We start from the raw sequence: 14,699 nt of genomic DNA, 5'->3' as shown, positions 1-14,699 counted from the left end.
CCCCCGCCCCCGGCATGACGCGAAACGTCAGCAGCACTGGCCGGTCCGCTCAGCCGTCACTACCGTCGTGACATGGCCAGGCGGACGATCACCGTGCACCATGTACGGGCCGTGCTGCGCGGCGCCGAGCGGCGCGGCGTGGACACCGTGCCGCTGCTGCGGGGGGCGCAGATCCCGCCGCTGCTCCTCGGCGACGACCGGGCCCGGGTCACGGCGCCCCAGTTCGCCCGGCTCTTCCGGGAGCTGTACCGCGTCACGCAGGACGAGTTCCTCGGCCTCGGCTCCGCCGTCAGCAGACCCGGCACGTTCGCGATGATGTGCCAGGCCTCGCTGGGCTGCGGTGACCTCGGCTCCGCCGTGCGGCGCGGCGTCACCTTCTACGGCCTGTTCCCCGGCGGCCCCGACCTCGTCCTCGAACGCCGCGCCGACGAGGCGGTGTTCGGCGTCCGCGACGACCTCGAACAGGACTACTTCCTCGCCGAGTGCCTCGTCATCATCTGGCACCGCCTGTGCAGCTGGCTGATCGGCCGCCGCATCCCGCTGCGCTGGGCCGAGTTCGGGCATCCGCCACCTCCGCACAGGGACGAGTACGAGCTGCTCTTCGGCTGCCCCGTACGGTTCGGCGCGGAGCGCACCGGCGCCGGCTTCGACCCGCACTGGCTGGACGCGCCGCTGGTCAGGGACGAGGCGGCGCTGGACGAGATGCTGCGCCGGGCGCCGTTCGAGCTGCTGTCCCGGCGCGAGTACGGGACGACGGTCGCCGAGCAGGTGCGCCGCGTCCTCGCCCGCGCGCTGCGCACGTCACCGAGGCTGCCGTCGCTCGGCGAGATCGCGGCGCGGCTCGCGGTGAGCCCGGCGACGCTGCGCCGCCGCCTGGCCGAGGAGTCCACGTCGTACCAGCAGCTGAAGGACGCGGTGCGGCGGGACACGGCGATCGCCGGTCTGGCGGAGGGGCGGGAGCCGATCGCGGAGCTCGCGGCGCGGCTCGGCTTCTCCGAGGACACGGCGTTCCACCGGGCGTTCCGCCGGTGGACGGGGACGACGCCCGGAGCGTACCGAACGGAGACGGTACGCTCCTGCGCCCCGGCCCCCTATGACTCCTCGCCGCCCGCAACCCCGTCCCCCGGACCGGCCCCTGAACCATCCACCGAGCCTTCGGACGCCGCACCCCGCGCCTGACCGCCCGGCTCGTCGAACACCGCGCCGTTGAGTACCGCTCCGTCGCCCCGCACCGCTGTCTCGCCCTCCAGTTTGCCGAGGCGGCGGCTGGTGCGGCCGAGAGCGATGAGCACTGTGATGAGTGATGTGGACGTTCCCTCGATGCGCCGTGTGTAGCGCACGGCCTCCTCGTAGGCGGCGTGTGCCTGCGCCACCATGTCCTGTGCGTCGTAGGCGTCGCCCATGTCCTTGAGGACGGAGGCGTACCAGCCCGGGTCGGCCTCGCCGTCGACCAGGGCGAGCACGCCCTGGCAGGCGGCGACCCCGTCGGCGTAGGCCCCTTCGACGCCCGCCCGCCCCAACTCCTCGTACGTGAGCGCCATGTTGTGCAGGACGGCGGCCCGCCGCTCGGTGTCCGGGATCTTCGGGACCTCCTCGGCGAGCCGCTCCAGGACGTCCCGCGCCTCGCTCCGCTCGCCCAGCGCGGCCAGCGTGTTGGCGAGGGCGGTCATCGTCGTCGCGAGGTCGCTGGGGTTGTCGGCCCGCTGCTTGTACGAGACGGCCTGCCGGAAGTACTCGACGGCCTCCTTGAGGTCGTGGGCGTCGCGGTAGGTGTCGGCGATGTCGTGCAGGATGATGCCGTAGACGCCCGGCGACTCCTCGGGGTCCGTCAGGCCGCGGGCCTCGTGGAAGCAGGCGAGCGCCTGGTCGAGGCGGGCGGGTTGCGGCTGGCTTGTCTCTTCCGGCATGACGGTTCTCCGTTCGAGGTCGGAGGCGAAGGCGGAGGCAGACCCGGCCAGGCATCCGAGCCCGCGGCTCCCCCTCTGTGAACGTAGCTCCGAGTCGGCCCGCTGGATACCTGTGAGCTGGGGTCAACGAAGGTGAGCGTCCGGGTCACCGATGGATTGCGTGCCGGTCATTACGGTCTCTGCCAGAACACCCCCGCCTCCATGGACAGTTGGGAGAGCCGCATGCACACACGTACCAGCGTCAGAGCGTGGGCCGTGGTGGCCGCGCTCGGTCTGTCGGCCGTCACCCCGCTCACCGCCGCGCAGGCCGAGGAGTCCGGACCCGCCGGTCCCTCCGGGCCCCTCGAAGTACTTGGCGCGTCCGGCGCGTCCACCTCGTCCGGCTCCCCCGGCGACATCGTGAGCTCCGAGCCGAGCAGCTTCCACCCGCTGCCGGGCCAGCCCACGAAGACCAGGGCCTGGAAGATCCACTACCGCTCGACCACGGCCACGGGCGAGCCGAACACCGTCTCCGGCACGGTCATCGTGCCCCAGGACGGCCGCGAGGGCCCCCGCCCCCTCATCACGTACGCCGTCGGGACCGTCGGTGTCGGCGACCACTGCGCGCCCAGCGCGGGCTTCCCCAGGGGCACCACCCTGGAGGCCAACCTCATCCAGCAGCTGACCCTGCGCGGCTGGGCGGTGGTCGTCACCGACTACGAGGGCCTCGGCACCCCAGGCGACCACACGTACACGGTGGGCCGGGCCGAGGGCCACGCCGTCCTGGACGCCGCCCGCGCCGCGATCCGGCTGCCCGAGGCGGGCCTCGGCGCGGACACGCCGGTCGGCATCATGGGCTACTCGCAGGGCGGCCAGGCCTCGTCGTGGGCGGCGCAACTGCACGGCTCGTACGCGCCGGACCTGGACGTCAAGGGAACGGTGACCGGCGGTGTCCCCGGGGACCTGCTGAAGGTCGCGGAGTTCAACGACGGCCTGTACGGCTCGGGGCTGATCTTCCTCGCGGCGATCGGCCAGAACGCGGCCTTCCCCGAGCTGGACCTCGCCTCCTACCTCAACCCGAAGGGCGAGAAGCTCATCGCGGCCCTGCGGAACGCCTGCGTCGCGGACGCCGCGGTGCTCGGCGCGTTCAAGCCGATCTCGTCGGTGACCACGAAGAACCCCCTGGACCAGCCCGACTGGCGGCAGCGCCTGAACGAGTCGCGGGTCGGCACGGTCCGGCCGGCCGCGCCCGTCTACCAGTACCACGCGCTCGGCGACGAGCTCATACCGTACGGCGTGGGCAAGCAGGTCCGTCAGGAGTGGTGCGCGCGGGGCGCGAACGTGGAGTGGCACACGGTGCCGGTCGGTGAGCACGTCACCGGCGTCATCACGCAGTCGCCGCTCGCGGCCGGGTGGCTGGCGGACCGGTTCGAGGGCAAGCGGGCGCGCGGCAACTGCTGAACCCCGGGCCGGGCAGCGCGGGGCGAAAACCAGTGGGCAGCGCGGCGGAGTCCCCCTAGGATCTTGAGGTTTGCACGACTTCGAGAACCGGGGGGATTTCTCGTCATGCTCTTGGCACCCACGGCCCTGTCCCTGGCCATGCTGGCCCTGTTCGTCCTGGCGATGAAGGCGTCCGACACGATGCCGCACGGCCCCACGACGCCGCACCGCCCCGCGGCGGAGCCGGGCGCCGATCCGGAGGGCCCCGGAAAGGAAGCCGCCCGATGACCGCACCGGCCACGCCACCTGTGCCGTGCGCTCCCGCAGCACCGGCATCCGCTTCCGCAGCACCGCTGACGCCGCCGCCGGGCGATCCCTCGCGGGCGGACCCCGCCCCGGGCCCCGACTTCGTCACCCCCGTGGACAACGTCTTCGTACGCACCCACCTCGGCCGCCCCGAGATCGACCCCGCGACCTGGACCCTGACGGTCGAGGGCCTGGTGGCCCGCCCCCTGCGCCTCGACCTGCCGGCGGTCCTCGCCCTGCCCCGCGAACGACTCACCGCCGTCCACGAGTGCTTCGGCAGCCCGCTGCGCCCCGACACGCCCACGCGCGCGGTGACGAACATCGAGTGGGCGGGCCTGCCGCTGGCCGCGCTCCTGGAGCGCGCGCTCCCTCTGCCCGGCGCGCGGCACGTGCGCTTCGAGGGCGCGGACACCGGTTCCTTCCAGGGCGAGGACGGCCTCTCGTACGTGAAGGACCTCCCCCTGGAGGTCGCCCGCCGTGACGTGTTCCTCGCCCACGGCATGAACGGCGAGCCCCTGCGCGCCCGCCACGGGTGGCCGCTGCGGGCCGTGGTCCCCCGTATGTTCGGCACGAACTCCGTGAAGTGGCTGACCCGTATCGTCCTCACGGAGGAGCGCGCGGAGCACATGTTCACGACGACGTTCTACACACGGGTGCTGCCGGGTTCGGACGCCCCGCAGCCGGTGCGCGCACTGGACGTCAACAGCAAGATCCTGTCGCCCGGGGCCGGCTCTCAACTCCTGCCCGGCGACGTGGTGTTCCGGGGCCGCACCTGGAGCGCGACGGAGGTCGTCCGCCTCGACCTGTCCGTCGACGGCGGCCCGTGGGAGCCCGCCGCACTCGACGTCCTCGGCGCCGAGCCGACCTGGCAGGGCTTCTCCCTGCGCCGCACGCTCCGGCCCGGCCCGCACACGGTCCGCTCCCGCGCGACGGATGCCACGGGCCGCGTCCAGCCGCCGCCGGGCGCCCGGAACTCCGTCCACGAGGTGCGCTTCACGGTGGGCTGACGGCGGCCTGCCCGTCGTGGCGCAGCTCGGCCCAGACGGTCTTGCCGACGGCCCTTTCCGTGACGCCCCAGGCGCTGGCCAGCGCCGCCACGAGCAGCAGGCCGCGCCCCGACTCGGCGTCCGGGGCGTCGTGTTGCTCCTCGGGCCGCCGGTCGCCCCGGCAGTCCGTGACCTCGATACGGAGTGTGTCGGGCCTCGTCCGAACGAGCCGCAGCTCGAAGTCGCGGCCGGCCACGTGGCCGTGCGTGACGGCGTTCGCCGCGAGCTCGGCGACGATGTGGGCGGTGGCGTCGGAGAGGTCGCTCCCGTGCGGGATGCCCCAGAGGTCCAGCTGATGGGTGGCGAGGCGCCGGGCCAGCCGGGCCCCTCGCCGGGTGGCGCTGAGCAGCTGCCGGAAGGCGGGACCTTCGAAGTCGACCCGTTGGGTGGGCATTTGCGTCTTCATGTCACTTAGCGTGGCGGGTCGGTTCTACGCTGACCACCTAGAACAGTGCGACTGACCGTAGCCGTACGGATACGGCAGCGCTCTTGTCGGCCTGTCGGCCGTGACCACAGGGCACACGCGAAGGCGGTACAGGACATGGCAAACACCGAGCCGGGAGAGCGGCGTCCGGAGCGGCCCGCGGAGGAGGACGGGACAGCCCACCTCTTCAGGGCCATCGGCAAGCAGGTCAAGGTGTTGCGCATCCGCGCGGGGATGAGCCAGAAGGAGCTGGCGGCGGCGACACATTGCGGGGAGGACCTGATTTCGTCGATGGAGCGCGGAGTTCGGACCCCTCAGCCGGAGTTCCTGGAACTGGCGGACCCCCTGTTGGGGGCGGACGGCGTGCTGCTCGCAGCGGTCGATGACGTGAGGGAGGCGCAGGAGAAGGCGCGTACGCGGCATCCGGAGTGGTATCGGGGCTACGCCAGCTTGGAGGCGCAGGCCGTCCAGTTGTACGTCTACACCAACCAATCCGTCCCGGGCCTGCTTCAGACAGAGGCGTACGCACGCGCCATGTTCGCCCAGTGGAAGCCATTGCTGAGCGAAGAGACCATCGACAAGCGCGTGGCGGACCGCCTCGCCCGCCAACAGATCTTCGACCCCTGGCCGTCCCCGACGTTCAGCTTCATCCTGGACGAGAGTGTGTTGCTGCGCCCGATCGGCGGGAAGACCGTCCACGAGGAACAGCTCCGCAAGCTTCTGCGCGTCGGGAGCATGCGCACGGTTCAACTACAGGTGATGCCGCTGGCGCGGCAGGAACAGCCCAGTTTGGACGGCCCGTTCACGCTGTTGACCCCCAAGAAGCAGCAGCAGGTCGCGTACATGGAAATCCACACGTATCCGCGCTTGCTCACCGCTCCGGAAGAAGTCCGGGTACTGGCCGTCCGCTATGGGATCCTGCAAGCAGAAGCGCTCACACCTCACGAGTCGCTGACCCTGATCGAGAAGATGCTGGGAGACCGATGAGCAGCGAGAAACTGACCTGGTTCAAGTCCAGCTACAGCAGCGGCGGCGGCGGCGAGTGCCTTGAAGTCGCGTACAACTGGCGGAAGTCCAGTCACAGCGGGGGCGAGGGCGGCACATGCGTAGAACTGGCGTCCTGCCCGCACACCATCCACATCCGCGACTCCAAGAACCCCACCGGCCCCACCCTCTCCATAACCCCCACCACTTGGTCCGAGTTCCTCCCGTACGCAAAAGCCTGACATGACGGGAACCACCCCCACCCTCCTCCGCACCCTCCTCAAAGAGCAGCACCCCGACCTGGCGGAGCTGGAGATCCACTCCCCGGTCAGGGGATGGGACAACGAACTCTGGCGGCTGGGAAAGAACCTGGCCGCCCGCCTACCCCGCACCGAGCGCGCCCCAGACCTCCTCCGCAAGGAACACCGCTGGCTACCGGAGCTCGCGCCGAAGCTCACCCTCCCCGTACCGACCCCCGTACACCTCGTCGAGCCGACGCCCCGCTTTCCGCAGCCGTGGACCATCGCCGCCTGGGTGCCGGGGGCACCGGCCGACCGGACCCCGATCAGCCAGGCCGACCACGCGGCCGAGACGCTGGCGGAGTTCCTGCGGGCGCTGCACGAGGAGGCCTCGACAGACGCGCCCCGTACCCAGGAGCGAGGCGCGCCCCTGCCCACCCTCACGCACGTCTTCGAGCAGCAACTGCGCGACCTGGGAACAGAAACAGGCGCCCGCACACCCGCCCTCCGCGCCGTCTGGGAGGACGCCGTCACGGCGCCCCCCTGGCAAGGCGCCCCCGTCTGGCTGCACGGCGATCTGCACCCCGCGAACGCCGTCGTCACCGACGGCACGCTCGCCGGCGTCATCGACTTCGGTGAACTCTGCGCGGGCGACCCTGCGCTGGACCTCGCGGCGGCGTGGCTGCTGCTGCCCAACGGCGCGGCGTCACGCTTCTTCGAGGCGTACGCGCGCGCCGACGAGGCGACGATCCGGCGCGCCCGGGGCCGGGCCGTCCTCCAGGCCCTGGTCCTCATCGCCATCGGCCGCAACGGCGAACGCGGCCTGCCGGGCGGCAAGGTGACCTGGGGCCGCGCGGGCCGGGCGACGCTTCAGAGGCTGATCGCCCCCTAGTCCTCGGCCCCGAGCGACGCCGGCGACGCCAGCGCCTCCGCCGCCGCGAGCGCGCGGGCGGCCGCCACCCGGACCTCCGGGTCGGCGTCCGCCCCGGCCCGCTCCCGGAGCAGCGGCAGCGTCGCGGGGTGCGTGGGCCGGCCGAAGGCCAGGATGTCGAGTGCCGCGATGCGCACGTCTCGGTCCGGGTCGGACACCGCCCGGTCCCGCGCGGTCGCCGCGACGACGTCTGCCGGGTCGGCGACGGCCGACCAGCGCAGCGCCGTGCGGCGGACCTCGGGCTTCGGGTCCGCGCGGACCCGCTCCCGCATGAGGTCCCGTACGGCGGGGTCGTCGGTGCGTCGGGCGCCCAGCAGGTCGAGGGCGAGGTGGCGGACGCCGTCGTCGGGGTCCGTGACGGCGATGTCGGCGATGGTCTCCCATCCTCCGTCGGCGCTGTCGGGCCTGCGGCCGAGTACTTCCAGAGCGTCGCGGCGGACCAGGAGCGCCGGGTCCTCGGCGGCGAAGGCGCGGAGGAGATCCGTGTCGGCGTCCCGTCCGGCCAGCAGGCGGGCGACCATGCTGCGGACCTCCTGGTCGGCGTCGGCGACCGCCCGGTCGCGTACGAGGCGCCAGGTGGCCGCCTCCTCCCCGCGGGACTGCACCAGCAGTCGCAGGGCCTCCGCCCGGGCGACCCCGGAGGGCGCCTCGACCGCCAGCTGCCGGGCCAGCTCCCAGGTGGCGTCATCCGTGGGCCGCGCCTCGGCCAGCAGGCGCAGGGCGAAGCCCCGGACGTAGCCGTCGGGGTCGGCCACAGCACGTCGGCGCAGCAGGTCGACCGTGTCGGGATCGTCGCCGCTCAGCTTGTACAGCCGTTCCAGGGCGAAGGTGCGCAGGAAGATGTTCTCGTCGTCCGTCGCACAGTCACGCAGCGGGTCCAGGCAGCCGGGGCCCTCACTTCCGCCGGAGGGCCAGAGCACCACGGCCACCATGCGGACAGTGAGCGCGGGGTCGTGCCGCAGCCGGTCCCCCGCCAGTCTCTGAGCCCGGTCGGTCCCGTCCAGGAAATGGTTCAGCACCGTGTGCAGCGCCGTGGCGCGGGCCTCTTCATCCGGGTCCTGGACGGCCCGCAGGCGCAGCAGCCGTTCGGTGGCGGGGTCATCGGGCCAGCCGATCGCGAGGAGCCGCAGCGCGGTCTGCCGGACGTCGGACGACGGATCGCGGACCGCCGCCGTGCCGGCCAGCTCCCGGACGGCGGGGTCCGCCCTCCAGTGGGTCGCGAGCACCTTCAGCGCCGCCACCCGCAGGTCGTCTTCAGGAGCCTCCTCCGCCGCGGCTCTGACCAGCGGCAACGTCGCGTCGCCGGGGCCGCGCGCGCAGACCAGCAAGTGCAGCGCCTGGCCTCGCACCGACGGATCGGCGTCGTTCGTCGCGCGGTCCCGGGCCAGCGCGATCGCATCGGTGATGCCGACAGCCCTGGGCTGTTCCACGAGTTCGGCCAGCACGGCCTGACGCACCTCCGCGTCCGGGTCGGCGGTCGCCCGCTCCCTCACCAGCTCACGCACGTCGGGCTCGTCCCAGCGGTGTTCGACCAACAGCCGGAGAGCGGTCGCCCGGACCTCGGAGGTCCGGTCCGCGACGGCGCGCTCACGGATCAGCTCCCAGGTCGCGGCCTCACCCTCCCACCGCCGCGCCAACTGCCGCATGGCCTCGCTCCGCACCTCGTGGGTGTGACCGATGTGTCCGTGCACCGCCAGGAACCGGTGCGACGCGGCATCGGGGTACAGCGCGCAGGCGATACGTACGGACAACGCCGCCGTACGCGCGTACTGCCCCCGCAGGTGGAACCAGCGCAACAGGCGCGACCGGCCGCTCCAATGGGGCGCGAACATCCCGAACGCCGGGAGCGCGTCGGCGAGCTCCGGCAGGGCACCGCTCTCCGGGTCGGCCGCCTCCAGCACCCCGATCACCGCGTCCACCACCGCTCGGCTCTGCGCGGCCAGCGGTCCGATCCTCCGCACCTCCGCCAGCGCGCGCACGGCGAGCACGACGAAGCGCGTGTCGTCCCGCCCGGTCCGCGCGCCGTGCAGGCGCAGGAGCCGGTCGATCGCCGCCGCGGCCTCCGGCTCCCCGATCTGCCCGACCAGGAGCAGCAGCACCTCGTGCCAGGCCGGGTCCGCCGCGTGGCGGGCGAAGACCTCCTCGACGAGCTCCGCCCGGCTCCACTCGCGGTAGCGCGTGTACCGGCGGTCGATGTCCTCCGCCGCCAGGTACTCCAGGAACGCCCGGTGCACGAATCCGTACACGCCGCCGCCGTAGTGGCTCAGGATGAAGTTGCGCTCACGGAACTGCCGGACCATCGTCCGGGCCGCCGACACCGCCTGGGCGGCGGGCAGTTCGTACTGTTCGCGGAGGTAGTCCCTGAACGTGGCCAGCAGCTCGTCGGTGTGGATGTGGTTGCCCGCGATGCCGCCGCGCCCGTCCTGCATGCGGCGCGCGACGAGGCGGAGCAGCTCGTGCCGGTCCTCGTCGCCCAGGTACGAGAGGGCCTTGGCCTCCGCCGGGTCGCGCAGGTGTTTGGCGTGCTCGTCCCAGTGGGCGACGAGGACCGCGACCGCGTGCCGGTAGACGCCCTGCCGGTCGCGCGGCAGTTCACGCCGACGTCCGATGATGGCGAGGATGGTCAACAGGAGCGGGTTGCCCGCGAGTTCACGGACGGGCCGGGAGTGGTCGACCGCCTCCTTCAGGCGGCGGCACAGGCGGGCGGCGCGCTCGGCGTCGTGCGGGCACGCGGTCGCGTACCACTGGCGGGCGAAACGGCCGATCTGCTCGACGCTCAGGTCCTGGATCATGTGGTGTGCGAAGTCGGCGCGTTCGAGTACGCCTCGCTGGTATCCGATGACGCGCGAGGTGACGATGACCCGCACGCCCGCCGCCCGGTAACGGCTCGCGAAGTCGGCGATGCGGTGGCTGACCTGTTCGCGGGCGCCCGGGTCGAAGAGCTCGTCGAGCCCGTCGAAGACGGCCACGACCCGCCCCTCGGCGAGGAGTTGGCCGAGCACCGCCCTCGGCGGCGCCAGGCCCTTCGTCACGTGCAGATGGTCGAAGAACTCCTCGAAGGTACGGTCCCGCCAGGGCGCGGCGGCGTACTCACGCAGCTCCACGACGAGCGGTACCCGGCCCGTCAGCGCCTCCAGCGGGCCGGACGGTACGGCGCCCGTCAGCGCCAGCGCCACGTGGTGCGCCAGCGTCGACTTGCCGGACCCCGGGTCGCCGAGCAGCACCGTCCGGTCCGCGTCGGGTTCGGCGAGGACTTCCAGTACCTCCCGCACGGGGCGTTCCAGATAGGCCTGGCGTGCGTACTCCAGCGTCTGCGGGTCGAGCTCCACGCCCGCCGGCACCAGATCGGCGGGCCACTCCCCGGCTTCGAGGAGCCGGTTGAGGAGGTCGCGCGGCAGTTCCACGGGGGGCGGGTCGGCGCGGACGAGGGGCGGCACGAACACCGCGTCCAGCTCGACCGGTGGGTGGTCGCCCTCCTCCGTGGGGATCAACACGTCCAGGTCGAGGCGCCCGTAGCACTCGCGGACGCGGGTGGCGTACTGGCGCAGGGCCTCGCCGACCTCCTCGGGCGACACCGGACCCGGCCCCGGGGGCGGCCCCGCCTGCTGCACCACGAACTGCTGCTCGATGTGCGTGTGCGTGACGCTGCTGTGCGCGCCAATGGCGTTCCCGGTGACGGCACCTCCGGCGCCGATCGCCCCGTCGCCCCGCACCCCGACGCGCTGCCGCCACGCCTTCCGCCCGCTGGCCTCTTCCCCATCACGCATCGAACTCACCGCTGCCCGGCCTCACTTCCATCGCCGAACGCGTTCCCGCGCACGTCCCCACCGGCGGCCACGGCGCCGTCGCCTTGGGCGGAGGTGTGGGTGGGGGGTGGGGGCGGCGGCGTCGAGGCGGATGGGGCCGGGGGCGGAGCTGGTGCCGGTGCCGAGGACGCGAGGTCCGGCTGCGGCGCGGGCTGCAACGGTGACTGCGCCGGGGGCGGAGCCGGAACCGATGACGACGGCGCCGCGACCGGCTGCGACGGCGACGCGGCCTGCTGCGGCGACTGCGGCGCGGAGGGCTGCGGCTGTCGCTCCGGCGGCGCCGGCCGCGACGGTGACTGCGGAGGCTGCTGCTGCGCAGAGGACAGCAGCTGCGGCACGGGCTGCGACGGTGACTGCGCCGGGGGCGGAGCCGGTACCACCGGCGACGGCGCCGCGACCGGCTGCGGCGCGGGCTCCGACGGCGACTGCGTCGGGGACGGAGCCGGTACCGCCGACGACGGCGCCGCGACCGGCTGCGGCGGCGACGCGGCCTGCTGCGACGGCGACGCGGCCTGCTGCGGCGACTGCGGCTGGGGCGCAGACGGCTGCGGTCGCTCTGCGTTGTTCGTCGTCCTGCTGCGGGCCCCGAACGCGTTCCCCGTCACATCGCCGCCCGCCGCGACCGCCCCGCGCCCCCGGGCCCGTACGACATGCACATCCCCGCCTCCACTACCCCCACCGGCACCCGCCTGCGTCAACGCGTGCGCGGAGAAGCCGAGGCCAGCCAGGCCGGCGACGGCTCCCACCAGGCTCGCCGTGCGGTCCGCGGTGTCCAGGTCCACCAGGACCGCCACCAGCGTCAGACCCACGGCGACCAGTGCGCCGCCCGCCGCGACGCACCACACCACAGCCCGCCGAGCCCCGGACAATGCCGCCACCCGCCACCCCTCCCCCTCATACGCCCGCCCCTGCACCGCCACGCACCCCGAAGCTAGCGTGCCGGGCGGCCGGAGCGAAGTCCGGGGCGAGCGGGGTCAGTCGCGTGGGAGGAGCCATGCCGCGAGCACCGTCGTCGCGCAGAGTGTGGCGCCCGCCACGACGAGCCCCGTGTGCATTCCGGGGAGCGAGAAGTCCGGGGTCCCGCCGTCGCCGCCGCCCGCGAGGAGTGCTCCGAAGAGGGCGACGGACATCGCGCCGCCCGTCTGGCGGAGGGAGTTGAGGAGGCCGGAGGCGGTGCCGGCGCGTTCGGCGGGGACGCTGTCGAGGAGTTGGGCGGTCAGCGCGGGGACCGCGAAGGCGCCGCCGAGGCCCGTGGGCACGAGCAGGACGAGGACGAGCCACAGCGGCGTATCCGCCGACAGCGGGACGAGCGCGAACATGGCGAGCGCCAGGACCGCCTGCCCGAGGACGATGACCTTCCGCCGCCCCAGCCGCTCGGCGGCCCGCGGCGAGACCAGGTTCGACCCGGTGATGAACGCGGCGAGCGGCACGAACATCAGGCCCGCCTCGATGCCCGACATGCCGCGCAACTGCTGGTAGTAGAGGCCGAGGAGGAAGGTCACGCCGTAGAACCCGGCGTTCACCGCGAAGCCGACCGCGAGGGCGACCGCGACCGGCCGCTGCCGCAGCAGACCGAGCGGGACCATGGGCGCGGGGTGCCGCTTCTCGGCCCGGTGGAAGGCGAACCCGGCGGCGACGGCCACGGCGAACGCGGCCAGCACGGGAGCGCTGCCCCAGCCCAGGTGCCCGCCCTCGATGACTGCGAACGCCAGCCCGGCCAGCGCCAGTACGGCCGTCACCTGCCCGGCGAGGTCGAGCGGCGCCGGGCGGCGCGGGGAGCGCGCGACACGGGCCAGGAGGACGAGGATCACCGCGCCCACGGGCAGGTTGAGGAGGAACACGGACCGCCACCCGGCGGCCTCCGTCAGCACCCCGCCGAGCACGGGCCCCACCGCGACGGACGCCGAACCACCCACCGTCCACAGCGCGATGGCGCGGGCGCGGCGACGCGGATCGTCGTACGCCTGCCGGATCAGCGCGAGCGAGGCGGGCATCACGACGGCCGCGCCCGCGCCCTGGGCGACCCGGGCCGCGATCAGCGCGCCGATCCCGGGCGCCAGCGCGCACGCCAGCGACGCGACGGTGAACACTCCCACGCCCCACGCGTAGGCCCGCCGCGCCCCCGCCCGGTCGGCCAGCGCCCCGGCGGACAGCATCAGCGCCGCGAACATCAAGGTGTACGCGTCCACGACCCACTGCAATCCGGCCATGCCCCCGTGCAGGGTGTCCCGGATGTCGGGCAGCGCGATGTTCACGGCGGTGACGTCGATGGTGATGACGGCGAACCCGAGCAGACCGGCGACGAGCGCGAGGTGGGCGGAGGGGGCAGGGCGGGCTGGACGGGCACCGGCCCGGGTGGGGCCGGGCGCGACAACGGCGGTGGGCATGGGACTCCTACAGGGATACGGATACGGATACGGATACGGATGCGGGGACGGGGGCAGGTACGGCCCCTTGTCGGAGCTGGGCGAGAGGGCTCGGGCCATACGCCCCGTTCGGGACAGCCCGAGCGGCACCCACCGCTCCAGCAACACGGCACACTTCGTGCGAGAAGGCTCAGGTCACCCCGGCCGCGGCCCGGCGCCACGCACCCCCTGGGCCGAGGTGCCCGAGCCCCCTCGACGTCCACTCTCCGCCCCGGCCCCCCGCAGTGGCAGGCCGCGTCTCACCGGGGCCCCGCGTTCCTGGCCCTGACACAGCCCCCCACACCACTCCCGGCCCCCCTGCCCCACCAGGGACAATGGGCCGATGACGGAGAGCACATCGAGCGCCCCCACGGCCCCGGGAGCCGCCCGTACCGGAACGGAACTGGGCCGGTATCTGCGCGCCCGCCGGGCCCGCGTGACCCCGGCCGAGGCGGGCCTCCCCGCCGGAGCGGGGATCCGCCGCACGCCGGGCCTGCGCCGCGAGGAGCTCGCCACCCTCGCCGGGGTGAGCGTCGACTACTACACGCGGCTTGAGCGCGGCCGCGAGACGAACCCCTCCCCCGCAGTCATCGACGCGCTGGCCCGCGCCCTGCGCCTGACGGGCGACGCCCACGACCGCCTCCGCGACCTGGCCGAGCTCGCCTCGGGCCGCCTCACGGAACCGCACCCGACGGCCGACCACACGGTCCGCGACTCCACGTTGCGCACACTGGAGGCGCTGGCCCCGCTGCCCGCGTACGTGGTGAGCAGGCACAGTTACCTGTGCGCCGCGAACGCCCCCGGCAAGGCGCTGTTCCCCGGCCTGTGGGAGTGGCCCGCCGAGCGGCGGTACATGATCCGCTACGTCTTCCTGCACCCCGTGGGCCGCGAGCTGTACCGGCCGTGGGAGGAGACGGTCGCCAAGTCCGTCTCCGACCTGCGCGCGATCGGCGGCACCGACACCGACTCGCCCCAGCTGGCGAACCTGGTCGGCGAACTCCTCCTGAAGTCACCTGACTTCGCCCGGCTGTGGGAGCGGTACGACGTGAGCGAGCGCGGCGGCGGCACCAAGTCGTTCGCACACCCGAAGGTGGGCCCGATGACGCTCACGTACGAGGTGATGGCGCTGGCGAGGACGGGCGGCCAGCGCATGGTGGTCTACCAGGCGCCGCGCGGCACGCCGGACGAGAGGGCGATGCTCGCACTGACCGAGCGGCCCTGACCCGGCCACC

General features: G+C 73.6%; 13 protein-coding genes. 8 read left to right on the top strand and 5 right to left on the bottom strand.

Annotation, left to right across the window (positions count from 1 at the left end; translation table 11 throughout):
* The first annotated feature begins 72 nt into the window (after window positions 1–72).
* Window positions 73–1,179 carry an AraC family transcriptional regulator gene (locus ACZ4Z4_RS29220; RefSeq protein WP_468333734.1) on the top strand — a complete coding sequence of 369 codons (1,107 nt, stop codon included), beginning with the start codon at window positions 73–75 and terminating at the stop codon, window positions 1,177–1,179.
* On the opposite strand, the gene ACZ4Z4_RS29215 is transcribed toward ACZ4Z4_RS29220, so the two are convergent.
* Window positions 1,092–1,907 carry a tetratricopeptide repeat protein gene (locus tag ACZ4Z4_RS29215; RefSeq protein ID WP_468333731.1) on the bottom strand — a complete coding sequence of 272 codons (816 nt, stop codon included), beginning with the start codon at window positions 1,905–1,907 and terminating at the stop codon, window positions 1,092–1,094. The genes ACZ4Z4_RS29220 and ACZ4Z4_RS29215 overlap by 88 nt on opposite strands.
* 222 nt (window positions 1,908–2,129) lie before the next feature.
* Between ACZ4Z4_RS29215 and ACZ4Z4_RS29210 the strand changes: the two genes are divergently transcribed.
* From ACZ4Z4_RS29210 to ACZ4Z4_RS29200, 3 genes are all read left to right on the top strand, one after another.
* Window positions 2,130–3,347 carry a lipase family protein gene (locus tag ACZ4Z4_RS29210; RefSeq protein WP_468333728.1) on the top strand — a complete coding sequence of 406 codons (1,218 nt, stop codon included), beginning with the start codon at window positions 2,130–2,132 and terminating at the stop codon, window positions 3,345–3,347.
* A gap of 105 nt (window positions 3,348–3,452) precedes the next feature.
* Entirely contained in the window at window positions 3,453–3,614 is a 162-nt protein-coding gene (locus tag ACZ4Z4_RS29205) for a hypothetical protein (RefSeq protein ID WP_468333724.1), read from the top strand.
* Window positions 3,611–4,639: a molybdopterin-dependent oxidoreductase gene (locus ACZ4Z4_RS29200; RefSeq protein WP_468333721.1), complete on the top strand. Its 1,029-nt coding sequence runs from the start codon at window positions 3,611–3,613 to the stop codon at window positions 4,637–4,639. The genes ACZ4Z4_RS29205 and ACZ4Z4_RS29200 overlap by 4 nt, the downstream gene beginning before the upstream one ends.
* Here ACZ4Z4_RS29200 and ACZ4Z4_RS29195 read toward each other — a convergent pair.
* The gene (locus ACZ4Z4_RS29195; RefSeq protein ID WP_468333719.1) at window positions 4,626–5,084 is read right to left on the bottom strand and encodes an ATP-binding protein; all 459 of its coding nucleotides are present in this window, start codon (window positions 5,082–5,084) and stop codon (window positions 4,626–4,628) included. The genes ACZ4Z4_RS29200 and ACZ4Z4_RS29195 overlap by 14 nt on opposite strands.
* Window positions 5,085–5,219: 135 nt before the next feature.
* Between ACZ4Z4_RS29195 and ACZ4Z4_RS29190 the strand changes: the two genes are divergently transcribed.
* The 3 genes from ACZ4Z4_RS29190 to ACZ4Z4_RS29180 are packed head-to-tail and all read left to right on the top strand — an operon-like array spanning window position 5,220 to window position 7,217.
* Window positions 5,220–6,089, top strand: coding sequence for a helix-turn-helix domain-containing protein (locus tag ACZ4Z4_RS29190; protein WP_468333716.1), 870 nt, complete (start codon window positions 5,220–5,222; stop codon window positions 6,087–6,089).
* On the top strand, window positions 6,086–6,328 hold the full coding sequence (locus ACZ4Z4_RS29185) for a DUF397 domain-containing protein (RefSeq protein ID WP_468333713.1): 243 nt from the start codon (window positions 6,086–6,088) through the stop codon (window positions 6,326–6,328). Before ACZ4Z4_RS29190 ends, ACZ4Z4_RS29185 begins: the two co-directional genes overlap by 4 nt.
* Before the next feature lies 1 nt (window position 6,329).
* The gene (locus tag ACZ4Z4_RS29180) at window positions 6,330–7,217 is read left to right on the top strand and encodes an aminoglycoside phosphotransferase family protein (protein ID WP_468333711.1); all 888 of its coding nucleotides are present in this window, start codon (window positions 6,330–6,332) and stop codon (window positions 7,215–7,217) included.
* On the opposite strand, the gene ACZ4Z4_RS29175 is transcribed toward ACZ4Z4_RS29180, so the two are convergent.
* The 3 genes from ACZ4Z4_RS29175 to ACZ4Z4_RS29165 all read right to left on the bottom strand — a co-directional run bounded on the left by ACZ4Z4_RS29175 (window position 7,214) and on the right by ACZ4Z4_RS29165 (window position 13,449).
* On the bottom strand, window positions 7,214–11,023 hold the full coding sequence (locus ACZ4Z4_RS29175; protein WP_468333708.1) for an NACHT domain-containing protein: 3,810 nt from the start codon (window positions 11,021–11,023) through the stop codon (window positions 7,214–7,216). The two genes, ACZ4Z4_RS29180 and ACZ4Z4_RS29175, sit on opposite strands and share 4 nt — an antisense overlap.
* Before the next feature lie 5 nt (window positions 11,024–11,028).
* On the bottom strand, window positions 11,029–11,940 hold the full coding sequence (locus ACZ4Z4_RS29170; protein ID WP_468333705.1) for a hypothetical protein: 912 nt from the start codon (window positions 11,938–11,940) through the stop codon (window positions 11,029–11,031).
* Between the two features lie 96 nt (window positions 11,941–12,036).
* Window positions 12,037–13,449 (bottom strand): MFS transporter, encoded by a 1,413-nt coding sequence (locus ACZ4Z4_RS29165; RefSeq protein ID WP_468333702.1) that lies wholly within the window; start codon window positions 13,447–13,449, stop codon window positions 12,037–12,039.
* Between the two features lie 361 nt (window positions 13,450–13,810).
* Between ACZ4Z4_RS29165 and ACZ4Z4_RS29160 the strand changes: the two genes are divergently transcribed.
* Entirely contained in the window at window positions 13,811–14,689 is an 879-nt protein-coding gene (locus ACZ4Z4_RS29160; protein ID WP_468333700.1) for a helix-turn-helix transcriptional regulator, read from the top strand.
* Window positions 14,690–14,699: the final 10 nt, after the last annotated feature.

It is taken from the genome of Streptomyces sp. NPDC030245, from assembly GCF_055572995.1.
Note: the sequence above shows the minus strand (reverse complement) of the source record. Positions and strands in the feature narration are given on the sequence as shown.